The following is a 24,187-nucleotide window of genomic DNA, read 5'->3' on the forward strand; positions in this document are numbered from 1 at the left end:
GCCCTGGTCAGCGGCGTGCCGAGCGCCCGGTTCGAGTTGGGACGTGCCCCATATCGAGGGGCTTGAACCGCTAAAAAAATTTTTAGCGGGAAAGGACAACAGTGAGCGTGCATCACAAATCATCACCCGCAGAGTCCACCCCGGGCGGCGTGCCGCCCCTGGGCTACGGTTTCCGCCTCGCGGGGCTTCCGCTACCCCCGCTGGACGAGGTGCTCGAGCGCCTGGCCGTCGTCGATATCCCCATGAACGTCACCTTCCGCGGTGTGAACCGTCGCCAGAGCGCGCTCGTTCGCGGCCCCCGAGGCTGGGGCGAGTTCGCGCCATTCCTCGAATACGGCGACGAAGAGGCGGCCGCCTGGCTCGCCTGCGCCCTCGAAGCGGCCTGGCTCCCCGCCCCCGAGCCGGTGCGCGAAAGTATTCCGCTCAACGCAACCCTGCCCGCCGTCCCCGCCGAACGCGTGCCCGAGGTACTCGCCCGCTACGACGGCACCATCCGGGAGCTCAAAATCAAGGTCGCGGAGAAGGGCCAGAGCCTCGCCGACGACGTGGCCCGCGTGGCCGCCGCGCGCGAGGCGCTCCCCGAGGCTCGCCTCAAGATCGATGCGAATATGGGCTACACCCCCTCCGGCGCTCTCGAGGCGCTCCGCAAACTCTGCGAGTACGGCCTCATCTACGCCGAGCAGCCGGTCGCCACCATCGAGGAGATGGCGTCGCTCCGTTACGCCGTGGCCAAGGAGGGGCTGCCGGTCCGCATCGCCGCCGACGAGTCGATTCGCAAGGCCGAGGATCCGCTGCGCGTGGCCCGTGCCAATGCCGCCGACCTCATTATTATCAAGGCCGCTCCCCTGGGCGGTGTTCGCCGTGCCCTGGCCATCGTTGAGCAGGCCCAGCTTCCGGCCGTCGTCTCTTCGGCCCTGGAAACTTCGGTGGGCATCGCAACCGGTGCCGCCCTGGCGGCCTCCCTGCCGACCCTGAAGTACGGGTGCGGCCTGGGAACCGTCTCGCTCATGGCCGAGGACGTCGCCGAGGACCCCATGATCGCCCACGACGGGCTCATGCGGGTGCGAGCCGTCGAGCCCGACCCACAGCGCCTCGAGCATCTGGCCGCCGATGAGCCGACCCGCCGGTGGTGGGCTGAACGGGTGAGCCGCTGCTACCGCGTGCTGGAACGCATCTACCGCGGCTAGACCGCCGCTAGAGCATGGGGGGGGGGTGAGCCTCTCAAGAACCGCGCGTCGTCACGAACCGTGCGTCATGAACCAGCGCGCGAAGGTAACCCATACCGGTCCGATATGGGCGCGGCATTAGAATGGTACGGTGACTAAACATCGCTCCATCCCCGCCATGCTGACCGCAATTTCCGTGCTTGACTCACTGATTCGCGCCGGAATGCGGCATATTGTCGTGTCCCCGGGCTCCCGCAGTGCGCCCCTGGCCTACGCCATCGCCGCGGCCGCCGAAGCCGGAGCACTCATCGCTCACGTGCGAGTGGACGAGCGAACCGCCGCCTTCACGGCTCTCGGCATCGCCAAAGCCTCGGGCCGCCCGGTGGGCCTTGTGTGCACCTCCGGTACCGCCCTGGGCGAGTACATGCCCGCCGTCATGGAGGCCTACCACGCCGGCGTGCCCCTGGCAATCATGAGCGCAGACCGCCCCGAGCGCCTGCGTGGAAGCGGCGTCAACCAGACCACCCACCAGGCCGGGTTCTTCTCTCCCTTTGTGCGCGCCGAGGCCGACCTGACCGCTTATCCCGAGCAGGAGGAAGGCGAGCAGACCTTTGCCTTCGCCGCCTGCCTCAACGCTTTGACCGGCCGCGCCACAGAAAACTGGGCCCGTCCCTCGGCCGAGCCCATCGGCCCGGTTCATCTGAACCTCTGCTTCGATACGCCACTCACCCCTTCGGGGCAGTTCGCGCACGCCCTGCCGCAGTGGGCCCAGAGCCTGCTCGAGGACTACGATCCGCAGGAGGAGGCTCGCCTGCGCACTGACCGCGCCGAGGGGTCGGGGCTTTCCGCGCTAGAAAGGGAGTGGCTTCTGAGCTCCCTCAGCACCGGGGCCCAAACCATTGAGGCGAAGGCCCCCGCACCCCCCACCACCTCGCGTACCGTCGTGGTGGCCGCCGACGGGGCCGGGGAATTTGCCGCCGAGTTCGCGCGCGTGCTGAACCTGCCGCTGCTGGCCGAGCCCTCCTCCGAGGCACGCCACGGCGCAACCGCCATTCCGCACTACCCGCAGTTGCTCTCCTCAGAGGGATTCGAGCCTGCCGCACGTATTGAGCGCGTGGTGCTCTTCGGTCACCCGACCCTTTCGCGCCCCGTGACCGCTCTACTGGCCGACGAGAGCGTGACCTGCGCCTACTACGCGCCGCGCCGCGCCAGCTGGTACGAGCCCGGAGCGCGTTCCTTCATCGAAATCTCCAGCCCGCAGCGGCTCGCCGAGTTCGCGCGCGGTGTCGAGGACGCCCCGGCCAGGGGCCCCGAGCCCGCGGAAGAAGAAACCGGTGAAACCGCCGAGACCTGGGTCCAGCAGTGGATGCGTGCCGGCAAGCAATTGCAGCAGGCCGCGCTGCGCGAAATTGAGACCTACGAGCACCGCGCGGACGGTGCCTCGGGCAATAGCCAAGAGGATGAGGAACGCTACCTCGACTACCGCAATCGCACCGCCGGACGCTCCTACGCCCGCCGCGTTTGGCGGGAGGCCGTGGAGCAGAAGCGGCTCCTCGTGCTGGGGTCTTCCAACCTTGTGCGCGATTTGGAGGCGGCGGCCCCCGCCCTGGGCGAGCCCGCCCCCGCGCGCGTCTTCGCCAACCGCGGTCTGGCCGGTATCGACGGCACCACGGCAACCGCCATCGGCGTTTCCCTCTCGGGCTACTACCCCGCCGGGACGGATTCCGAGGGCCGCCCCGTCATCGGCGGCTCCGCCCTACCGGTGACCCTGCTCTGCGGCGACCTGACCTTCCAGCACGACATTGCGTCGCTCAACCTGCCGAGCACCGAGCTGCTACCCGACCTGCGCATCGAGGTCTTCGACGACGCCGGCGGCGGCATCTTCACAACCCTGGAACACGGAGAGCTGGCCCGCGACGAGCAATTCGCCGCCGCGGTGAGCCGCTTCTTCACGGTCGCGGCCGCCCCGAACACCAACCTGGCGCGCATGGCCGCCGGGTTCGGCGCCGAATCGGGTATCGAGGTGCGTATTCACACACCCTAGCGGGTGAGGCTGAACCCCCGGAGAACCACGGGCTGCGGATATACTGAAGACTGTATGCGCCCCACCGCGGGTTTACCCGGCAAATACCCGGTATCGGGCCGCCGCAAGGGATTTTCCCGCTTAGATATCTATCGTCCATCCGCTCCGGGAGCGTGCCGCTCGTATCGCCAATTGTGATGAGCGTTGCGCGCATTTTCCCGGGCCGGATCCCTCTCAAGGAATCTCATGAGCTCACTCGATATTATTGTTGCCGTTCCCTCCGGTGCCGGTTGGGTTCCGGTGCACGCCATGGCGGACCTCCTGGCCCGCTATACCGGCGGCACCGTCCACACCGTCAACGTGGGGGCTTCTCTGTCCAAGGAAACGAAGCTTCTGGCTCGCCTGCCGCGGCTCAAGGGCGGCTCTCGCCGCTGTGTGGTCATCGCCTCCGACCCCGGCCAGCTCTACGCCGTTGCGCAGCGTTCCTTCGCGTTCCGCCGCTACAGCGCCATCTACGGTTGGGTCATAGACAGCTTCTGGGACGACCGTATTCCCGCCATTGCGAAGTCCTCGGTCTACGACCGCATTTTCGTCGCCGACGCCGACGACGTTCAGCCGTGGACCGCGGCTGGCGTGAAGACCCCGGGCGTGCTGCCCTGGGGCGCGGACGTGTGGAGCTCCTTCTCGGAGCGCCTTGCTACCCTGCCCTCCAAGACCACCGATCTGCTACGCGTGGGCCGACAGCCCGCTGCCTACGAGGACGACGAGGCAACCGCTCGCCTGGCCAAGGAGCTGGGTTTGAGCTTCGAGGGTCGCCCACCCTTTGGCGCTACCGACCGCGAGTCGGCGCAGCACCTGCAGGATTCGCTGAACCGCGCGAAGTTCCTGCTGGCCTTTTCCACCTCGGTGAGCCCCGCCCCCTACACCCACCCCACGAAGGAGTACATCACCGGTCGCTGGACCGATGCTCTGGCCTCCGGCGTCACCGTGGTGGGTCAGGTTCCGAACACGACCACCGTACGCGAGATTCTCTGGGACGGTGCGACCGTCGACATCGACCACGCGGATGCTCGCGTGGGCCTCGCCCAGGTTGCCGAGGCTGTCTCGCGTTGGACCCCCGAACAGGGTGAACGTCAGATTCGTCGCGCCCTGGAGCACCTGGACTGGCGCCACCGCTTCGTGGAGCTCTGCGGCGCGATGGGCGAAGTTCCCGCCGCGCTGAAGACCGATTGTGAGGCCATGCGCGCGGAGTACGCCGCGGCGTAGATCCCCTAACGCACGACTGATATATAACGCAGGTGCGGGCCGGCTTCTAAGAAGAAACCGGCCCGCACCTGCATTTATGCCGTATCGGCTATATTGAATACGCTGAGACTCCGGTAAGGCGGTGGGGCACTCTACGTCCCCCACCCATCGCGGAGTACAGGGCCTAGTAGGCAGCCTTGCCCAGCGTAATCGGGCCCGTAAAGCCGCTCGTGTCCGGGTGCTCCACGTCGAAGCTCTCAGAGTCGGGGGCGTTCTCGAGCTGGGCCAAACGGTCCAGCAGGAAGCGGGTCGCGCCCGGCGCATAGGGCAGCTGGTACATTGCGGCGGTGGTCGCCTCGTCCTCGCGGTCCAGGGTCGAGGCACGAATTGACTTGATCGCGCTAATCATGGTGTTGCGTTCGCGCTCCACGAAGGTGCGGTCCACGGGCTCGCCGTTACCGGGCACGAACACGCGGTAGCGGTCGAATTCCAGCACGGCACCCAGGGTGTCAATCCAACGATCGGGGAAGGAATCCTCGAAGTACGGGTCGGTGCCTTCCTCAATGAGGCCACCCATGAAGAGCACGTCCTCAACGCCGACCATGATGTCGCCGTCCGTGTGGCCGGGACCCATGTACATGAGGGTTGCGCTACGTTCGCCCAGGTCGATCGGGGTGAAGGTGATGCCGTCGCCGTTGTTAGCGACCAGGTGGTTGGGCACGACGATATCGGTGGCGGCACCCTGGTGGTGCGCCATCTCGGGCTCGAGGGTCTCAACGTAGGATCGCTGCGCCGCGCCGTACTTGCGGATGGCGCGAGCGGCGCGGGGGTGCGCCCAGAACTCCTCGACCCCCATAGCCGCGAAGACGTCGTTACCAAAGAATCGTTCGTAGTGGCCGTGGGTGTTCACTACGGTAATCGGAAGTCGGGTGAGGCGGCGAACCTCATCATAAATTTCGGTGGCCTGACGGGGACCGGCGCCGGTGTCTACGACCAGTGCCCGTTCCAGTCCGAGAACCAGTCCGGTATTGAGTCGGTAGTTATCCGTCGCGATGCGATACACGCCGTCGGCAAGTTCAATTGTGCGAGCCATAGATACAACCCTACTGGAATTTTTGAGCGATGTTGCGCCATTGCACTCTCAGAGAGCAAGATTTCCCTTTTTGGAAAAGGAAATTGGGCACACTCCGAGAGGTTTTCGGGTTCCGGAGCCCCAGCCGCCCGGCCCGGATCCGCCTTGGTTGCAGTGCTTTCCGCGTAGGATGGAACCATGATTTCTCCAGATTCTTCGAACGATGTTTCCGGTGCGGTTTTCCCCAGCGGCACGGGACGCTACGCCCCCTCCCCCTCGGGCGACCTGCACCTGGGTAATTTGCGCACCGCGATTCTGGCGTGGGCGATGGCTCGCCGCGGCGGTAAGCCCTTCTACGTGCGCGTTGAGGATTTGGATCGTGTGCGGCCCGGTGCTGCGGAACGCCAGCTGGCCGATCTGCAAGCCATGGGCCTGGACTGGGATATCAGCCCGGGCAGCGCGGCAGAGAGTACCGAGGGTAAGGAGGCCGGCGTCCTCTACCAGAGCACGCGCCTTGCCGCCTACGAGCGTGCGGTTCAGCGCCTGCGCGAGGCGGGCCTCGTGTACGAGTGCTACTGCACCCGTCGCGAGATTCAGGAGGCCTCGAGCGCACCGCACGGTGCCCCGGGCGCCTACCCGGGCACCTGTCGCGGACTGAGCGAGGCGCAGCGCGAGGAGCGCCGCGCCCAGCGCCCGCCGGCTCTACGCCTGCGCGCCGAGCGCACGAGCTACACGGTGCATGATGATTTTTACGGCCCCTACACCGGGCTGGTGGACGATTTCGTGCTGGTACGCAACGACGGCACCTACGCGTACAACCTGACCTCCGTGGTGGACGACGCTTTCGTGGGGGTTGAGCAGATTGTGCGCGGCGATGACCTGCTGCCCTCCGCGCCTCGCCAGGCGTATCTGGCGGGCCTGCTGGGTCTGCCGCAGCCGCGCTACGCGCACGTTCCCCTGGCGCTGAACGAAGAGGGTAAGCGCCTGGCCAAGCGTGACGGCGCGGTCACTCTGCCTCAGCTTCAGGAGGCGGGGGTGACCATCCCCGAGGTGCTCGGCTGGATTGCTGCCTCCATTCCGGTGCTGGACGATTCGGGCCGCCCGCATGAGGCTCGGGTTCCGGTGCCGGATGCTTCGGTGATTCTGGAGCGTTTTGACCCGGCCCTCATGTCGCGTGAGCCCTGGGTCGTGCGTAATCTTTAGACCTTCACACCACGTAACGCGGGCTCTTCCTGCCCCGTACCCCCTTCTATGGGCGACACGTTAGACGACACCCCGTCAAGGTTTTTAAACTTTTCGTTTTCTTCGTTTGAAGCGAATATGCCTCTAAGCGTTTAAGTTGCCTTTACCGCTTGACACTTTCGATTCAATACCCGAAGTCCTCTAGTTCTAGGGGATTTTCGGGTATTTTTTCGCACGCAATCCCACTGTCTCCCACGCATACGGTTACCCGCAATATTCCATAAATGTATATTTATTTGTTTACCGCATAACTAAATTTTGGGGCAATGGTTTTATTTTCCGCCCCGAAGAATCTAGAATGTATCCCAGACCACTTATAAAGTTATGGAGTAGCGTATAAATACACACAGACGCTCACTAACACCAGGAGAGAAGGACAACAATGGCCGCGAGTACCTACCAAATCATCGCGCTGGCGATATATTTTGTCGCCATGATTGCGATCGGCCTGTGGGCCAATAGCAAGAACAACAGCCTCGACGACTACGTGCTGGGTGGACGACAGCTCTCCCCCACCGTCGCCGCGCTCTCGGCTGGCGCATCCGACATGTCCGGCTGGCTCCTCATGGGCCTGCCCGGCGCCGTCTACCTCAGCGGCCTCTCCCAGGCTTGGCTCGCCGTCGGCCTGACCATCGGCGCGTGGTGCAACTGGAAGTTCGTGGCACCGCGACTGCGTAGCTACACCGAAGTAGCAGGCGACTCCGTGACCGTCCCTGTCTTCCTCAGCAACCGCCTCAAGGACACCAAGCGCGTGCTGCGCATCGTCTCCGGTGTCGTGATTCTGGTGTTCTTCACCTTCTACGTCTCCTCCGGTATGGTGTCCGGCGGCCTGTTCTTCAAGTCCTCCTTCGGTCAGGAATACCACACCGGTATGCTCCTGCTGGCAGGCATCACCGTGTTCTACACGCTCTTCGGCGGCTTCATGGGCGCATCCTACACCGACATGGTTCAGGGTCTGCTCATGCTCGCAGCGCTGATTGCCGTTCCGGTCATCACCATCATCGATCTTGGCGGTGTAGGCCCCGTGGTTGAGTCCATCAGCCAGGTACGCCCCGACGCGCTGAGCATCTTCGCGGGCACCACCTTCGCCGGCATTATTTCCTCCCTCGCATGGGGTCTGGGCTATTTCGGCCAGCCGCACATTATCGTGCGATTCATGGCGATGCGCACCCCCTCGGACGCTAAGTCCGGTCGCCGCATCGGTATCAGTTGGATGGTCCTGACCGTGTTCGGTGCACTGAGCGGCGCGTTCATGGGCATCGCATACTTTGCACGCCACCCCGAGGCGTCCCTCACCAACCCCGAAACCGCAGAGTCCGTGTTCCTGGACCTCTCGCAGATTCTCTTCCACCCCTTCATCGCCGGTCTGATTCTGGCAGCGGTGCTGGCGGCTATTATGTCCACCCTCTCCTCGCAGCTGATTGTGTGCTCCTCCGCTCTGGTGGAGGACCTCTACGGCATCTTCTCCTCGAAGAAGCTCAGCGCCGGCAAGTCCCTGTGGCTCGGCCGTGCAGGCGTGGCAATCGTGGCACTGGTCGCAGGTGCCCTGGCGTGGAACCCGAACAGCTCCATTCTGCAGCTGGTTGCCTTCGCGTGGGCGGGCTTCGGTTCGGCCTTCGGCCCGACCGTTCTGCTCTCGCTCTACTGGCGTAAGCTGACCACCCAGGGTGCACTGGCCTCCATGATTACCGGTGCCGTTGTGGCATTCGCATGGGGCCAGAGCCCGATGAAGTCCGTGCTCTACGAAATGGTTCCCGGCTTCGCTTCGGCGCTGCTTATCGCCATCGTGGTTTCGCTCATGACCTACAAGAAGAACGACGCCATTGACGAAGAGTTCGACCGCGCGGTTGAGCTCGCCAAGGTCAAGTAAAGGGCCTCTCCCCCAAGGCCCGGGCCGCACACACGCGGTCCGGGCCTTGGCCTGTTTACAGGGTCTTAACCGGCCAAGATACAGGCGTGAGCGCAAGGGCAGAGACCGTTCCCCGCGCATCATATTCTGTTATCGGAATATTATACTGAGCGTGCTTCGTTCCCCGGTCTCGACGAGCCGCACCGCGGGCACCGTAAAATAGGGTCTATGACTGCACAACTTCCCGAAAAGGTCTCGGACATCTTCAACCCCGCCGACTGGCGCGTCGTTGAGGGCTTCGAGGACTTCACCGACATCACCTACCACCGCCAGGTTGAACGCGACGAAAACGGCGAGATTCTGCGCGATCTGCCTACCGTGCGCATCGCTTTCGACCGCCCCGAGGTGCGCAACGCATTCCGCCCGCACACCGTGGACGAGCTCTACCGCGCTCTCGACCACACCCGCATGACCTCCAACGTGGGCACCGTGCTGCTCACCGGCAACGGCCCCTCCCCCAAGGACGGCGGCTGGGCCTTCTGCTCGGGTGGCGACCAGCGCATCCGCGGCCGCGACGGCTACCACTACGCCAGCGGCGAGACCGCAGAAAGCATCGACCCGGCACGCGCGGGCCGACTGCACATCCTGGAGGTGCAACGCCTCATCCGTACCATGCCCAAGGTCGTTATCGCCTTGGTCTCCGGCTGGGCAGCCGGTGGCGGTCACTCCCTGCACGTGGTGGCCGACCTGACCATCGCCTCCGAGGAGTACGGCAAGTTCAAGCAGACCGACGCAACCGTCGGCTCCTTCGACGCCGGCTACGGTTCGGCGTTGCTCGCCCGCCAGGTGGGGCAGAAGTTCGCCCGCGAAATCTTCTTCCTCGCCAAGGAGTACGATGCACAGCGCATGTACGAAATGGGCGCGGTCAACGACGTGGTTCCCCACGCAGAGCTCGAGAACAAGGGTCTGGAGTACGCGGCGCACATCGCCCGCCAGTCCCCGCAGGCAATCCGCATGCTCAAGTACGCCTTCAACCTGCCCGACGACGGTATGCTCGGCCAGCAGGTCTTCGCCGGTGAGGCCACCCGCATGGCCTACATGACCGACGAGGCCGTGGAGGGCCGCGACGCGTTCCTGCAGAAGCGTGACCCTGACTGGTCCAACTACCCCTACTACTTCTAAGTAGTTTCTGAAACACAGGCTCGGAGCCGGATTCAACCCTGAGACCCTCAGCTAAGAATCCGGCTCCGGCGCGTTGTTGGGCGCGTTATTGCTGCCCCGGCGCATGACATGCCCGCACGCAGCCGTTAAAACCAGCCGCTAAGGATTTTCTATGATTACCACCCCCGTACCCGGACTCGAGCCCCTACCCGCCCCCGGGGAGGATGCCCTGCACCCTCACGCGGTACGCTTGCGGGCCGATCGACCCGCCGATCCGCGGGCCCTTCTGGATTCTTTCGGGCGAATCTTCGCGGGGAACGATCAGGATTCCGTCGCCCTGCTCGTGGGTACCTCCGGCTCCACCGGAACCCCCAAGCACACCGCGCTGAGCGCCCGGGCCCTGCGGGCGAGCGCGGAGGCTACCGAGGGCTTCTTCAAGAGCGCGGGAAGCGAGGCCTCCCAGTGGTTGCTGGCCCTGCCCGCGCACTATGTTGCGGGCGCCCAGGTTCTGGCCCGCTCGGTGCTGGCCGGAACCGAGCCCGTCATCGCACGCTCCGTGACCGAGCCGGTGCACTTTAGCCCCGATGTCTTCCTGCGGGCGGTCGAGCAGCTGAGCTCCACCTGTCGCTTTGTTTCGCTCGTGCCCACCCAGCTGCACAAGCTTCTCGAGACGGCCCGGAACGAGCCGCGCACGGGCGAAGAGATTCACGCCGCGCTCTGCTCCTTTACCGGGATTCTGCTCGGAGGTGCCCCCGCCAGCGCTGACCTGCTCGCAGCTGCCCAAGAGCTGGGGCTCAACGTCGTGACCACCTACGGTAGCGCCGAGACCGCCGGCGGATGCGTCTACTCCGGCCGGGTGCTGCCCGGCGTGCGGGTGGAGCTCGTGCCCGAAGAGGGCATGCCGAGTGTGCCCTCCGCGGGTACGGAGCTAACGAATGAGGACCCGGCGCGGGTTGGTCGCATCTGGATCAGCGGCGCGCATCTGGCGCAGGGCTACCTGGGCGACCCCGGTCGTACCGCAGAGCATTTCTTCGCCGCTGCCGACGGCACCCGCTGGTACCGCACCGACGACTACGGCCTGCTGAGCACTCACGCCCCCGGTAAGCCACGCGTTCTGCGTGTGCTGGGGCGTAGTGACGACATCATCATCACCGGCGGCGTCAAAATTTCGGCCCGCGCGGTAGCTGAGGCTCTTGAGAGCCACCCCGCCGTGCGCGAAGCCCTCGTGTGCGGTCTGCCGGATGCACGCTGGGGCTCCGCCGTGACGGCCGCCCTCACGCTCGTGTCCCCGGCCGAGGGCGCGGCTGCGGCCCTCGCCGAGAACGCGGAGCTGCGCGAGGCCCTGCGGAGCCTCTGCATCGAACGCCTGGGTGTGGCGGCGGCACCCAAGCTGTTGAGCATCCTGCCTGACTTCCCGCTTACCAGCACCGGCAAGCCGGACCGCCGCGAAATATACAGTATCCTGGACAGGGACTATCGGGAGGCCTCGCGCGGATAGTATTCGCGCCGAGGTTCTGCCTCACGGCGCCGTCCCGTACCTCCCGTAGCCCTCCTCACCGCAAACGCATCAACCCCTGGAAGGAATCCCCGTGGCCACTGCCGCTCAATGGATTGAAGGCGCGCGCCTGCGCACCCTGCCGCTTGCCGTCGCTCCCATTATTGCCGGTTCGGCCGCTGCCTACGAGATTGGCGAGTTCAAGCCGCTGTATGCCTTCCTGGCCTTCCTGGTCGCGTTTTTCCTGCAGGTGGGCGTGAACTACGCCAACGACTACTCCGACGGCATTAAGGGTACCGACGAAGACCGCGTGGGGCCCTTGCGCCTGGTCGGTTCGGGCGTGGCCAGCCCCCGTTCGGTCAAGTACGCCGCATTCGCGTGCTTCGGTGCGGCAATGCTGGCGGGCCTGGTGCTGGTGGCCCTGGCAAACCAGTGGTGGTTCCTGGCGATTGGCGCCTCGAGTGTCTTTGCGGCCTGGGGCTACACGGGCGGCAAGCACCCCTACGGCTACATGGGCCTGGGTGATGTGTTTGTCTTCGTCTACTTTGGTCTGGTCGCCACCCTGGGCACCCTCTACACGCAGGCCCACACGCTGACCCTGCTGGGCTGGGTGGGGGCTATCGGTATTGGCCTGATTTCCTGCGCACTGCTCATGGCGAATAACGTGCGTGACATCCCCACCGATATCGAGGCCGGCAAGCTGACCCTTGCGGTGCGCCTGGGCGAGCGCTGGTCGCGCGTCGCCTACATCGCGGAGATGGCCCTCGCGCTGCTCCTGACCGTCCTGCTGCTCGACCAGAACCCCTGGTTTATGCTGGTCTTCGTGCTCGTGGGCCCGACCGTTCACTCCTGCACGACCGTGTGGATGCGTGGTGGCCGCGAGCTGATTCCCGTGCTGAAGCAGGCTGGCATCGTGGCGCTCGTGTACTCGGTGCTCCTGGCGCTGGCCGTGTGGCTGGGTTCGCTGGATATCATCAGCCACGAAATTCAGGTGTTCACCGGCTACTAAGCCGCCGGATCCCTCCCAAAGTTTTGTCGTTTCGATACCGCACGGCAGCGGTGAATCAGTCCTGAGCTGACTCGCTTTTGGCGACGACCCGCGATATGTCATAGTGGTTCTATGTTTCGAGCCATGCTGATTATTGGTGCGGGCGCCCTCGTGGTGGGCCTGACCATCTACGCCCTTCTGGATGCCGTGCGCACCCCCGCGCGCGAGGAGCGTACCCTGCCCAAGTGGCTGTGGGTTCTCGTCACCCTGTTCTTCCCTGTGGTGGGTCCCGTGCTGTGGTTGCTGCTGGGCCGCCCCAAGCGGGAGCGCGGCGCCCGCGGCTCTATCTCTCTGCCCGGCGCGGCTCAGCGAGGCAACGCCCCCTCGATGGCTTCCCCCGACGACGATGAGGCCTACCTGCGCTGGCTCAAGGCGAAGGCCGAGCGCGAACGCGCCAGCCGCGAGGCGGAGCGCGCATCTCGAGAGGCCGGCACCGACGGGCACGAGGATTCTAACCCCGAACATAAACGGTCCGAAAATGAAGGGACCGAAGGCGAACGTCCCGAGGACGACCCGAGCCGATAGCCCGGTACGATTCCCCATTCTTAACGCAGGCTGCGGGGCGCATCCCTCAATGGATGCGCCCCGCAGCCTTAGCTATACCCGCGAATAACGCGCGTGACTTAGCTTCCGGGAAGCTGGATAACGCCACCGTACAGCGGTGCGGCGGGCTCGGAGTAGCCCACGAAGCGCGGCATCTCGTGCTCGAAGTCCACGGTGTTGAACGCGAGGGTCGTAACCGAGGCGAGGTTGCACTCGCGGGATCGCGGGTCGTGCTGCAGCAGGCGACCCTCCACACCCAGGCGGGTAATCCAGATCGGCAGCTGGTGCGAGACGATGATTGCTTCCGCACCCTCGCCGCCGATTTCGTAGGCGCGACGGGCGGCATCCTGAACGGCCGCGGCCATGCGGCGTACCTGCTCCAGGTAGGACTCGCCCCAGGAGGGACGGGCCGGGTTGTAGAGCTTCGTCCAGTGACGCGGGTTGCGCAGAAGCTCCTGCGCGTTCACGTGCAGGCCCTCAAAGTAGTTATCGGCCTCGATGACGCGTTCGTCGGGCTGGGCGGTCAGCCCCAGCAGCTCCTCGACGGGTGCGGCCGACTCGCGGGTGCGCTGCAGGGGTGAGCAGACCAGGTGCACGAAGCGGGCGCCGTCTTCAGCGCGTGCCGCGAACTCCTCGGCGCTCAGACGCACCATCTGCCGGCCCTTCTCGGACAGGCGGTAACCGGGAAGGCGGCCGTACACGATACGTTCGGGGTTGTGCACCTCACCGTGGCGCATGAGATGAACTTTAACGGTGTGAGTTTCAGTCATGGGTCCAGTCTCTCAGATAGCGGCCCCCACCCCCAAACAGCGAGAACGCGAAAGCCCCGCTCCTCGTGCAAGAGGGCGGGGCTGAAGAAGCCTATTTACTTCTTGTTGCGGCGCTGGTGGCGGGTCTTACGAAGCAGCTTGCGGTGCTTCTTCTTGGACATACGCTTGCGGCGCTTCTTGATAACGGAACCCATAGGATTTCCTCACTTTACTCGTACCCGGCCGAGCCATTCGACTCGGTAGCTACCCGGGAATATGTATACCGGTATAACCGATCCGGAACGCATTTTAGGCACAGAAATACCCTGCGTTTCGGAGCGCTACCTACCTAGAGTACTAGGTTTGCACCCATTTTCACCATTCGAGAGCCGGTTTTGAGGAGTTTTTCCCCGTTTTTCCGGATCTTCCCGGGGCTAAGCCGGGCTAAAACGGTGTTTCCGAAAGCCTAGCGACGCTTCTTCTTGGACTTCTTCGAGCCCTTGGAACGGCCCCTCGACAGGGCGGAGCCGGAGGTGTGATCCGAAGAAGCGGCATCGGCATTTGCGGGTGCGGAGGTTTCGCCGGGCTCAGTAGTTTCCTCGGGCTCGGAGGTTTCGCCGGGCTCGACGGATTCGACCGGCTCTGCCTCGGAGCCCTCCACCGCGGGCTCCTCGAGGGCACCAGAATCAGCGGTAGCGAGCTCGGGCTCCTCATCGGCGGAGTCCTCGGATGCGGCGGCGTGGAAAGCCTTGAGACGCTCGGCGCGCTCGGCCTCGGCACGGGCCAGGGCCTCGGCGTCCGGTGCGGTTACCTTCTCCTCGGCGTCCTTTTCTTCAGCCGGTTCGGGGGCCTGCTCCTCGTCACCGCGCGAGGCGGGCTCGTACACATCCACGCCGAAGAATCGCTTCATCTTGGACAGCAGACCGCGGCGCTCCGGCTCCTGATCCTGCTCGTGCGGGAGCATCGCGTAGGTATCTTGAAGCGTCGCGGCCGCCTCTAGACGGTTCGAGGGCTCGGCCGAGGGCTCCTCATGCGCCTGCTGAGCGGCCGGCTGGGCGGACTCGGGGGCGGCGGTCTTCTGAGCGGGTGCCTCCACGCTTTCGCGCGAGGGGGCGCGCAGCACGCGGTCGCCGGAGGAAGCGGCGGGCTCGGCGGCACGGGACGCAAGCACGCTCGGGGCAACCAGGGTGTGGCTACGGTCCACGGGCTTGATGATGGTGGCGCGCACCGGGGAAATAATCTGGCCGCTACGGCGACGGGACGTACCGGATGCCGCACGCAGAACCTTTGCGGGTTCCGCCGGCTCCTCGGCGGGAGCGGACTGCAGGGTCCGCTGAGCGTCACGGGCATCGGCCCGAGCCGGCTCGGGGGTGTTCTGCGCGGAAAGGTTCTGCGCGGAGCCGCCCTGCCACGGGGCGCCGGCACTCTGCGCGGGCTGGGCTACCTGAGCCTGGGGAGCACGGGTCGCCGTGCGGGGGTGCGGGGTGCCGAAGCTCAGCGGCACATCCGCGCTCACGGAGCGCGCCGGGCGGGCGGGGGCCTCGGCGCGCGGAGACTCGGCCTTCTGGGGCTCGGTCTTCGAGCGGGCGGGCTGCGCCTGAACCGACTGTACGGGCTCGGGAGCCTTCACCTCGGCAGGTGCGGGGGCCGAAACCACGGGCGCAACGGTCTCACTCCGGGGTTCCTCCGCGGGACCATCCGAAACGGGCTGTGCATCGCCGGAAACCTCAACGCCGGCAACCGCAAAATCTGCATCCGGGAATGAGGGGTCATCGGCAATGGCCTCGTCAAAATCTTCAACCAGGTCGTCGGCCTCAAAATCCTCCAGCTCAACCGGGGCGAAGGAGGCCGCCGCCGGCTCACCGGGCAGCCCGTTCGCGGAGGTCGCTTCTTCCTCCAGGTCAATGCCCGCCTCGGAATACATGCCGCGTAGCTGGCCAATCACCAGTGCGCGCGCCGTCGCAGCATCGCCGGCCTTCAGGGCCTCGGCAATGGCCCGGCTCTCGGCGCGCAGACGCTCCACGGCGCTACTCCACAGCGGCATGCGGCCAACCAGGGAGAGCATCGATTCGAAGCTCGGCTGACGCACGGACGCCAGAAGACCGACCAGTAGCTCGTTGCCGGCGCAACGCATCACCTGGTGGTGGAAGCTCAGCAGAAGCTCCAGGAAATCGCGGATGGACAGGTCGAAGTCTTCCATCTGGGCGAGGACGTCGTCCATCTCGGCAAAGGACACGGTCTTCGGATCAATACGCGCAATCGCCCAGCTCTCCAGCAGAATTCGTGTCTGCACCAGGTCACGCGTGGGGTAGCGCGAGCTCGACATGTGCAGGCGCAGGGCGGCACTTGCGGCGGCGGCAGGCTCATCACTCAGGTGAACCAGCATCTCCTTGCCACGACCGGTGTAGAGCTGCACCAGGTCCATGTCTTCAAGGGTTCGCAGGGCGTCGCGGGTGCGAGATCGTCCCACGCCAACCGCGCGCGCAATCTCGCTGTCCGTGGGCAGGTCCTGGCCCAGCTGAATATTACCTTCGAACAATTCGTTCTCGAGCCAGCGCAGAATTTTACGATGAATAGCCACGTGTATGCTGTCTTTCGCTTAAAGAGGTGAGTGAGAGTGGGTGTTTGAGGACAGGGGGTAGCGCGCAGGGCGCAGGATGCGTAGGCTAACGGCGGCGGCCACGCAGGAAGCCGAAGAGGCCACCGCGGTGTTCCTTCTCCTTGGACTCCTGGGCGGGGACGTACGCCGAGTTGTAGGCGGGCATCGTCTGGTATTCGGGTTCGCTCTGCGCGGGCTCGGCAGGTGCGGATTCGGGTTCCTCGGGGGTTTCCTCGGAGGCTTCTTCAGAGCCCTCGGCCTGTTCCGACGCCTCTTCTGCCGTCGCAGAATCCTCTGCGGGAGCAGCTGCGGAATCTTCTGCGGGTTCAATTGCAGGAGCTGCTACGGTAGCTTCTTCGGAGCGCTCGGAGGAGTCTTCCACGGCGGCGCTTGCCTCAGCGGTGCCTTCCTCAGCTGCGCTTTCCTCGACGATGGGCTGAACCGATCCGCCCACCACGGCAGCGGGGTCGATGCCGTAGGAAGAGGCCGAGTCGAAGCCGTAACCGGAGGACACGGAAACCGCAGGGCTCTCCGTCTTCTCGACGGGCTTTTCGCTCTTTGCGGGTTCCTCGACGGGTTCTGCGGTGGCAGTGGGAGCAACCTGCACCTCGGGGTGGGCGGTGCGGCCCGCGTCGTAGCCATAGGAGGCGGGGGTGAAGGGACGCATCGGGGTGCTGTCTACCGCTTCCTCACGCTCGGGGATGCCCTGAGATTCAGAGTCTCGAGTGGTCTCGCTTGCGGCGGCGGGCGATGCTTCGGCGGGTGCCGGGTGCGCCGGGCGGGCGATGATGCGCGTGTTGGGGGTAATGTACTGGGCGCGGGCACGACGGATTCGCTCCTGCTCCAGTTCCTCCGCGGTGGGCTGGGCCTCGGCTGCAGGCTGCTCTGCGGACTGTGCCGCGGGCTTTTCCTCGGGGGCTTCAACAGCCTTGGGCTCGGCGACCTTCTCGGCTGCCGGCTCGGTGGCGACGGCTTCGGCCTTTTCTGTGGGGGCGTGTTCGCTAGACAGGGTGGCACCGCCGGGCAGGGCCACCGGCGCTTCGCTGGCGCGGCGTGCAATCTGAACCGTCTCGTTAATCCAATCGGTGACGGTTGCGAACACCTCGGGGTTCAGCGAGTAGAGGCGACGCTGCCCCTCCACCGTCACGGAGACGACGTCTGCATCGCGGAGGACTTTAAGGTGCTTTGAGATGGTCGGCTGGCTCATGCTCAGCTTTTCAACAACAGCACCCACCGTATGGGTTTGCTCGGCGAGGATACGCACGATTCGACGACGGGTAGGGTCCGCGATGACAGAAAAAACATCAGAATGCATATAGCGATTATGACATATAAAAGGGGCACCTCAAGCTAAGAATGAGGGTGATGCGGAGAATCCCCTTAAATTTTTTATGCTCTGCACCCCATAAGAACCTCTCGCACGTTCGTTTCGGCTCGTCTTCTCTAGAAATCTCGACCAGATCCACGGCACATGCTCTTTTGATAGCCACCAAACGTTTCAGAGCATTAGAAATTGGGCATACACGGTTATCACGGCAATTTTTAGACAGAATATTCTTATAAGAGAATATAGTGTTTCCCGTGGATTTCTGGAGGTTCCGAGGCTCAATAGCCTTCGAATTCCCAAAAGTGCGAAGGCAAGCCCGCAGAAGAACCATCGGCCCCGCACGAAGGTTCCCGCGTCGTGTGCCTTCGCTCCTGTCCATCGCCTCGGTTCTGAACGCCCGGCGCGATACACTAGGAAGGCACCATTTTGTGCTTTTCTCTATCCTCGCACCCGCATCGCGCACCCCGTCCACGAGCTCATGAAGGAGGCGCATGGGAAACATATTCCGTCACCCCCGGCGCCGTCCTCGACGCCCTTATCGCGGTCGCAACGGCTCGCAGAATCTTCTCAACCCCCGCTGGAGCTCCCTCAGCGGTATTCAGCATAAGTACCGCCCCGGCGAGCATAACGAGAGCTACCGCGAGCGCATCGAAGAGCTTGAAGGCCTGAGCGTCCTCGCGAGCGTCCCGGGTCTCAAATTGGACAGGTTGCCCGCGTTACGCGACCGTCACGAGCACTCCGGTACCCGCCGTCAGCCGAAGGGCCCTCTCGGGTTCAACCGGTATACCCTCGAACGCTTCCGCGATTTCATTGACGCAACCGTTCTATCCTCGCCCTCGCGTACCGCAATCGGCGCGTTCCTTCTGGTCATCATCTTCTTCACGCTTGCCCTGTTGCTGCCCATCTCTTCCAACGATGGGCAGCCGGCCCCCTTCCACCATGCCTTCTTTACCTCTACCAGCGCGGTAACCGTTACGGGTCTGACCACCGTCTCCACCGCCGAGCAGTGGTCAACCTTCGGACAGGCCATGATTTTGGTGGCCTGCCAGGTGGGCGGTCTGGGTACTCTGACCATCACCTCTCTGCTGGCACTAGCCATCGGCCGCAAGATGGGCCTGCGCACCAAGCTCATCGCGCAGGAAGACCTGAACATCAGCCGTCTCGGCGAGGTCGGCGGCATCGTCAAGAGCGTTTCCTATGCTTCCTTCTCCATTGAGGCGATCATTGCGCTCGTGCTGATTCCGCGTTTCCTGACCCTGGGTGAAGACCCCTTTCAAGCCATCTGGCACAGCATTTTCTACTCTGTCTCGGCCTTCAACAATGCCGGTTTCACCCCACACTCCGACGGCATTGTGCCCTACGGCCACGATCTTTTCCTACTCGTACCCATCTGTATTGCCGTGTTCCTGGGGTCGCTCGGTTTCCCCGTTTTCATTGCGATTCAGCGCAATCCTTTCCGCCCCCGGCACTGGTCGCTCACGGCTAAGCTGACCGTCGTCACGACCCTGTTCTTTTTCGTCTTTGGCGCGTTCTTCTGGGGTCTTTTCGAGTGGAATAACCCCGCCACCATCGGCGGCTACTCCCCCGGAGAGAAGGTTCTCAACGCGATATTCGCCTCCGTGATGATGCGTTCGGGCGGTTTTAACCTGGTCGATATGAGCAGTATCGCCCCCGTCTCCACGCTCCTGACGGATATGCTCATGTTCATTGGCGGCGGCTCCGGCTCCACCGCGGGCGGCGTGAAGGTCACCACCATCGCGGTCATTGCCCTGTCGATTCTTGCCGAAGCGCGAGGCGATCAGAAGGTCGTCGCGTTCAACCGCACCATCCCCGAGTCCTCCCTGCGCATTGCTATCTCCGTGATTGTTATGGGTGCTACCGTGGTGGGTGTTGGCTCAGCGGCAATTCTGATTATTAGCGGCGCGGACCTCAAGGAAGTAATCTTCGAGGTCATCTCTGCCTTCGCGACCTGCGGCCTCTCAGACGGCCTCTCCTCCAACCTGCCGCCGTCGGGCATCTACGTTCTCAGCGTGCTGATGCTCATCGGCCGTGTGGGTACAACAACCGCCGCGACCGGCCTGGCGCTACGTTCACGCCGCCGCCTCTACAAGTTCCCCGAAGAAAGGCCCACCATTGGCTAGTGCACATAACGATCCCGTCCTCGTGATTGGCCTGGGCCGCTTCGGTTCCGCGGTGGCCGCCCAGCTGCGCGTGCAGAACAAGGAGGTCCTCGCGATTGAGAAGGACCCCGAGCTGGTGCAGAAGTGGTCGGGCGTGCTGACCCACGTGGTCTCTGCAGACGCGACCGATATCGACACCCTGCACCAGTTGGGTGCAGATGATTTCGGGTCCGCCGTGGTGGGTGTGGGCACCTCGATTGAGGCGTCCGTGCTCATTACCGCAAACCTCGTGGACCTGGGCGTGGAACGCATCTGGGCGAAGGCCATCACCCCCGCGCACGGCAAGATTCTAGAGCGCATCGGCGCGCACCACGTGGTCTACCCGGAGGCTGACGCCGGCCGCCGCGCCGCGCACCTGGTCTCAGGTCGCCTGCTGGACTACATCGAGTTCGACGACGACTTCGCGATTGCGAAGATGCGCCCGCCGAAGGAGACCCACGGCTTTACGCTGGCGGAGTCGGATATTCGCGCCAAGTACGGCGTGTCCGTGGTCGGTATCAAGTCCCCCGGCGAGGACTTCACCTACGCGGACGCCACGACTCGTATTCACTCGCGCGATATTCTGATTGTGTCCGGTCAGGTGGACCTGATTGAGCGCTTCGCGGCGCGGCCCTAAAAGCACTTTTCCTCGCTACTTTGAGGAGCCCGCGAATATACATAGAAAACAGCCTCTTCCCGAAGTTCCGGGAAGAGGCTGTTTTCATAGTTTTGCCCCAGTAGTTTTACCCAGTGCGGGCGGCGCTACCGAACGGTATTAGTCCTCGTCAGCGGTGTACAGCTTGCTCATTTCCGCCGAACGTGCCGCGCAGGCGCGCATCGCCTGCTCGGTCAGCTGGAAGAGGCCGCCGTCCACGAAGGTGTTCAGCGCACGCTCGGTGGTGCCGTTCGGACTGGTCACGGCGCGGCGCAGGGCGGGCGCATCCGGGTTGGTGTCGAGCAGGAAGCCCGCACCGGCAACGGTTGCGCTGGCCAGCTTGAGGGCGGTGTCTGCGTCCAGGCCGAGCTTCTCACCGGCGGCTGCCATCGCCTCCGCAAGCAGGAACGCGTATGCCGGGCCGGAACCGGAGACGGCGGTGACCGCATCCATCTGATCTTCGCGGACCTCAACGACCAGGCCGACGGTGCCCAGGACCTCTTCGACGAGCTTCTTCTGCTCGTCCTTCACGGTGTCGGTGGTGGAGATGGCAAGCACGCCCTTGCCCACGGAGGAGGGGGTGTTCGGCATACAGCGAACAATGGGCTGACCTGCGGGAAGGCACTCGGCGAGGGTTTCGAGGGTCACGCCAGCAGCAACGGACACCACGACAGCATTCGGCGCGAGGGCGGGTGCGATATCGCGGGCAAGCTCAACGATGCCGTAGGGCTTCACGCCGAGCAGCACGACGTCTGCGTGGGCGGTTGCCCTATGGTTGCCGTCAGCTTCGCCACCGGTGGTGATGATTTCTACCTTGTCGCCGAGGCGCTGGGCGAGGGCGGCACGTGATTCTTCGCTACGCACGGTGGCGCGGATGTGGGCGGGGTCGTGGCCTGCAGCGAGCAGACCTGCGGCGATGGAGCCGTTCATGGAGCCGGTGCCGAGAAAAGCAATAGTTGCGGTCATCGTTGATCCTTCCTAATGGGGTGCCTGCGCCCGGCGGCTACTTTGCACAGTGTGCGGCGGGCGCATGGAGGCGTACCCTTCCAGCTTAGCGGGTGCGGGTGGTTTGGGGCACACCGAACCAACGCGTGAAAGCCGAGAGTTGATGCGCCGACCCCGTGGGCGAGGCTCGTGTTGCCATCCGAAACCGGGTTTTCGCGTTGCCCCCGTTGCTGAGGCGCAAAAAGCGCGGGCGTAAAATTAAATCGGCTTTGTCTCCCCCGATTTCGCTGCGGTTTCCATCCGGTTTGCGCCACGGCTTTCGCCGCGGTTCGCGCGGGTTGTGAAGCCTTCAAACCACACAGCACGCAACACGCAAACCCCTTTTTTTCTATGTCTTCTCATACTGGTTCTTCCTCGAAATCTTCCTCGAATAGCCCGCAGAATCCTGCGGGTTCCCGTTCTTTTTCGTTTCGCCTCCTGCTGGGGCTGACCCTTGCCGCGCTGGTCACGGGCGTGTTCAGCGGCTTGGGTGCGATTGCTCTGCATTATGTTCTGGACTTTATGCAGGAGCTAACTTTCGGTCAGTCTGAGGGGCATCACCCGATGGTGACTGACGGCGCCGATCCGGCGCGTCGTGCCCTGGTTTTAGCAGCGCTGGGCCCGTTTGTGGCGCTGGTGTGGTACTACCTGCAGTCCGGTGGGCGGCGTGTGGTCGGCGTGAAGGCGCAGATTGCGGGTGCTACCGAGGAGGACCGTACCCCGTCGCTGTGGCGGCAGATTTCGCATTCGGTGATTCAGATTGTTGCTGTGGGTGCGGGCTCTCCTGTGGGTAAGGAGGTCGCGCCGCGTGAGCTGGGCGCCCTGGCCGCGGGTCGGTGCGCGCGTCTGCTGGAGCGTATTGGCGGCACCCGTCCGGATGGTTCGCTGCTGCTGGGCGATCGCGAGCGTCGCCTGCTGGTGGCGGCGGGTGCGGCCTCTGGCTTGGCGGCGGTGTATCAGGTACCGATTGGCGGCCTGGTGTACCTCGTGGAGGCGATGGCCGCGGATCTGAGCCTGCGGTCGCTGTATGTGGGTGCGGTGACGGTGTGGACGGCGACGGTCACGGCGAATCTAGTGATTGTCAATGAGCCGACGTACCCGGTGCCGCAGCTTCCGTTGGATGCGACGACGCTGACGGTGGCGGCGCTGACGGGTGTGGTGTTGGCTCCGTTGGCGTTGGGTTTTAGGGCGCTATCGCAGCGTGCGGAGAAGTTGAAGGCGAAGGATCGTTCTCTTCTGTGGCGTATTCCTGTGGCGTTTGTGCTGGTCGCGGTGGTTTCGCTGTGGCTTCCGGAGATTCTGGGTAATGGTCGTCTGCTGACTCAGCACACGTTTAATGTGTCTTTGGATGCGGCGGCTGGCGGTCTGTCTGCGGTGGCGGCCTGGTATGTGGTGGCTCTGTGCGTGGCGAAGGCTGCCGTGGTGCTGTTGAGCCTGCGTTCGGGCTCGTACGGTGGCACGCTGACGCCGGGTTTGGCGTTGGGGGCGGCGGCCGCGTTTAGCGTTGCGGCGCTGGTACTGTGGGCGTTCCCTGCTTTGGGAGGGATGCCTGGTGGCGCGTCGATGGTGTTGTATGCGGCGGCGTTGACGGGTACGGCGGCGTTCTTGGGTATTTCGATGAATGCGCCGCTGTCTGCGCTGACTCTGTTGATTGGTTTTACGGGTCAGGGTGCGAGTGCGTGGCTGCCGATGGCGGTTGCGGTGGGTACGGCGGTGCTGACCCGCTGGGCGTGGATGCGAGTGTTCGGAGCCAAGAAGTAGATTGCAGAAATAGGGGCGGCCCCGGATGCGTGTGCGTCCGGGGCCGTCCTGATTTGTTGTGCCGAAGAACTGCCTTAAATTTGCTTTGACGGCTTTGAAAGGAATAGCAGATAGACTCCGAATACGAGCTTAATTGCCGCGTCGATATACGCAATTACCTCTAACGGAATGTTGGTAAAAATATATCCCGCAAACACGTTAATGGCACAGGCGAGACCCAGGTATATCATTGACTTTCCATGCACAAAATAGTATGGGAAGAAGTGTAGCGCGGTTGCCATCAGCGCTCCAAGCCAAATCAGTCTCCAATTTTCAGTTGCGAAGAATGGGCCACCCAGCAAAACCATTAAGACAAATAATAGAATAACGGCGCGCGAGGATACTTTCTTTTGAAATTCGCTCGAAGGTCCATCGGCTAGTCTATTCAGCACCTTCTTGTTCATGTTGATTGAGAAAAAGCTGACGACGTACCCAATGCTGAATACTTGCATATTTATTATTTGTTTTCCTCCGGTCATGGTGGCTATTGCTATAACTGCCGCCACCACGATTAACCACAGACCGCATGCCCTCTTGTAATTAAATTCTAACTTTTCGTCTTTGTTGTAGCTTAGAAAAGCCATCGATACCTCCAGTAGTCCCTCGTGAGATTATTTCTATTGTCGCGCCATTAAATTTTAATATGAAAAAATTCTGCAATATATCAATATTGCCCAGTCCTTCTGTCTGTTAATTACATCCCCTGTGATTATATCAAAAATAACAATAGACAGTCCTTCAAAAAACGAAAGAGGTAGCCCCGGATGCGTGTGCATCCGGGGCCACTCTCTTTTGCGGTACTGCGCCGAAAGTTGTGCCATAGGTTAGTGTCTTTGGTCGTAGTTAAAAGCCATGGCAGAAGACGCTAAAACCATGGTACAAATCCTGGAGGGGGTTATGGCTCCTTGACGATGAGAAGCCGTAGAGGACGGGGGTCTAGCCAAAATTTGTTAACCACGGCTCAGGGATTCCCACTTTTTAGAAATCCGCAGAATAATCCACCTAACAAATGAGCCCTTTTTACTTTGCAAAGATTCCCGTCGATTGGGGCGGACAACTTTCAACTTCCG

Annotated in this window: 19 protein-coding genes; 12 read left to right on the forward strand and 7 right to left on the reverse strand. The window is 63.4% G+C overall.

Annotated features, from left to right (window positions below):
- The first annotated feature begins 149 nt into the window (after window positions 1-149).
- From HMPREF2874_RS08035 to HMPREF2874_RS08045, 3 genes are all read left to right on the forward strand, one after another.
- On the forward strand, window positions 150-1,187 hold the full coding sequence (locus tag HMPREF2874_RS08035; protein ID WP_070650021.1) for an o-succinylbenzoate synthase: 1,038 nt from the start codon (window positions 150-152) through the stop codon (window positions 1,185-1,187).
- 130 nt (window positions 1,188-1,317) lie between these two features.
- Window positions 1,318-3,210 carry a 2-succinyl-5-enolpyruvyl-6-hydroxy-3-cyclohexene-1-carboxylic-acid synthase gene (gene menD, locus HMPREF2874_RS08040; RefSeq protein WP_070649901.1) on the forward strand — a complete coding sequence of 631 codons (1,893 nt, stop codon included), beginning with the start codon at window positions 1,318-1,320 and terminating at the stop codon, window positions 3,208-3,210.
- Window positions 3,211-3,435: 225 nt separating this feature from the next.
- Window positions 3,436-4,455, forward strand: a complete 1,020-nt coding sequence (locus HMPREF2874_RS08045) for a glycosyltransferase (protein ID WP_070649902.1) — start codon at window positions 3,436-3,438, stop codon at window positions 4,453-4,455.
- Window positions 4,456-4,618: 163 nt separating this feature from the next.
- Here the strand turns inward: HMPREF2874_RS08045 and HMPREF2874_RS08050 are convergent, their stop codons facing one another.
- Window positions 4,619-5,527: an MBL fold metallo-hydrolase gene (locus HMPREF2874_RS08050; protein ID WP_049331743.1), complete on the reverse strand. Its 909-nt coding sequence runs from the start codon at window positions 5,525-5,527 to the stop codon at window positions 4,619-4,621.
- 177 nt (window positions 5,528-5,704) lie between these two features.
- Between HMPREF2874_RS08050 and gluQRS the strand changes: the two genes are divergently transcribed.
- The 6 genes from gluQRS (at window position 5,705) to HMPREF2874_RS08080 (ending at window position 12,826) form a co-directional block, all read left to right on the forward strand.
- Entirely contained in the window at window positions 5,705-6,709 is a 1,005-nt protein-coding gene (gene gluQRS / locus HMPREF2874_RS08055; RefSeq protein ID WP_070649903.1) for a tRNA glutamyl-Q(34) synthetase GluQRS, read from the forward strand.
- Window positions 6,710-7,130: 421 nt separating this feature from the next.
- Window positions 7,131-8,618, forward strand: a complete 1,488-nt coding sequence (putP, locus tag HMPREF2874_RS08060) for a sodium/proline symporter PutP (RefSeq protein ID WP_070649904.1) — start codon at window positions 7,131-7,133, stop codon at window positions 8,616-8,618.
- A gap of 207 nt (window positions 8,619-8,825) precedes the next feature.
- Complete coding sequence (locus HMPREF2874_RS08065) at window positions 8,826-9,779, forward strand: 1,4-dihydroxy-2-naphthoyl-CoA synthase (protein WP_070649905.1); 954 nt, start codon at window positions 8,826-8,828, stop codon at window positions 9,777-9,779.
- 151 nt (window positions 9,780-9,930) lie between these two features.
- The gene (locus tag HMPREF2874_RS08070; RefSeq protein WP_070649906.1) at window positions 9,931-11,256 is read left to right on the forward strand and encodes an AMP-binding protein; all 1,326 of its coding nucleotides are present in this window, start codon (window positions 9,931-9,933) and stop codon (window positions 11,254-11,256) included.
- Window positions 11,257-11,347: 91 nt separating this feature from the next.
- Window positions 11,348-12,262, forward strand: a complete 915-nt coding sequence (locus HMPREF2874_RS08075) for a 1,4-dihydroxy-2-naphthoate polyprenyltransferase (RefSeq protein WP_049343217.1) — start codon at window positions 11,348-11,350, stop codon at window positions 12,260-12,262.
- A 111-nt stretch (window positions 12,263-12,373) separates the two neighbouring features.
- On the forward strand, window positions 12,374-12,826 hold the full coding sequence (locus tag HMPREF2874_RS08080) for a PLD nuclease N-terminal domain-containing protein (RefSeq protein ID WP_083309873.1): 453 nt from the start codon (window positions 12,374-12,376) through the stop codon (window positions 12,824-12,826).
- A gap of 98 nt (window positions 12,827-12,924) precedes the next feature.
- Here HMPREF2874_RS08080 and HMPREF2874_RS08085 read toward each other — a convergent pair whose 3' ends face one another.
- The 4 genes from HMPREF2874_RS08085 to HMPREF2874_RS08095 form a co-directional block, all read right to left on the reverse strand.
- Complete coding sequence (locus tag HMPREF2874_RS08085) at window positions 12,925-13,614, reverse strand: histidine phosphatase family protein (RefSeq protein WP_070649907.1); 690 nt, start codon at window positions 13,612-13,614, stop codon at window positions 12,925-12,927.
- 95 nt (window positions 13,615-13,709) lie between these two features.
- Window positions 13,710-13,808, reverse strand: coding sequence for a 30S ribosomal protein bS22 (locus tag HMPREF2874_RS09070; RefSeq protein WP_005504750.1), 99 nt, complete (start codon window positions 13,806-13,808; stop codon window positions 13,710-13,712).
- A 251-nt stretch (window positions 13,809-14,059) separates the two neighbouring features.
- Window positions 14,060-16,174 carry an FCD domain-containing protein gene (locus HMPREF2874_RS08090; RefSeq protein ID WP_070649908.1) on the reverse strand — a complete coding sequence of 705 codons (2,115 nt, stop codon included), beginning with the start codon at window positions 16,172-16,174 and terminating at the stop codon, window positions 14,060-14,062.
- 85 nt (window positions 16,175-16,259) lie between these two features.
- Window positions 16,260-17,507, reverse strand: a complete 1,248-nt coding sequence (locus tag HMPREF2874_RS08095; RefSeq protein WP_070649909.1) for an ArsR/SmtB family transcription factor — start codon at window positions 17,505-17,507, stop codon at window positions 16,260-16,262.
- 503 nt (window positions 17,508-18,010) lie between these two features.
- Between HMPREF2874_RS08095 and HMPREF2874_RS08100 the strand changes: the two genes are divergently transcribed.
- Both HMPREF2874_RS08100 and HMPREF2874_RS08105 read left to right on the forward strand, forming a co-directional pair.
- A complete protein-coding gene (locus HMPREF2874_RS08100) occupies window positions 18,011-19,660 on the forward strand; it encodes a TrkH family potassium uptake protein (protein ID WP_049346885.1) in 1,650 nt (549 codons plus the stop codon).
- Window positions 19,653-20,315, forward strand: a complete 663-nt coding sequence (locus HMPREF2874_RS08105) for a potassium channel family protein (RefSeq protein ID WP_049331713.1) — start codon at window positions 19,653-19,655, stop codon at window positions 20,313-20,315. Before HMPREF2874_RS08100 ends, HMPREF2874_RS08105 begins: the two co-directional genes overlap by 8 nt.
- A 138-nt stretch (window positions 20,316-20,453) precedes the next feature.
- On the opposite strand, the gene proC is transcribed toward HMPREF2874_RS08105, so the two are convergent.
- Window positions 20,454-21,299: a pyrroline-5-carboxylate reductase gene (gene proC, locus HMPREF2874_RS08110; RefSeq protein WP_070649910.1), complete on the reverse strand. Its 846-nt coding sequence runs from the start codon at window positions 21,297-21,299 to the stop codon at window positions 20,454-20,456.
- Window positions 21,300-21,668: 369 nt separating this feature from the next.
- On the opposite strand from proC, the gene HMPREF2874_RS08115 reads away from it, so the two are divergent.
- Entirely contained in the window at window positions 21,669-23,078 is a 1,410-nt protein-coding gene (locus HMPREF2874_RS08115; RefSeq protein WP_070649911.1) for a chloride channel protein, read from the forward strand.
- A 74-nt stretch (window positions 23,079-23,152) separates the two neighbouring features.
- On the opposite strand, the gene HMPREF2874_RS09540 is transcribed toward HMPREF2874_RS08115, so the two are convergent.
- Complete coding sequence (locus HMPREF2874_RS09540) at window positions 23,153-23,701, reverse strand: DUF6609 family protein (RefSeq protein WP_070649912.1); 549 nt, start codon at window positions 23,699-23,701, stop codon at window positions 23,153-23,155.
- Window positions 23,702-24,187 lie beyond the last annotated feature (486 nt).

It is taken from the genome of Rothia sp. HMSC068F09, from assembly GCF_001812775.1.
Classification (GTDB): Bacteria; Actinomycetota; Actinomycetes; order Actinomycetales; family Micrococcaceae; genus Rothia; species Rothia mucilaginosa_A.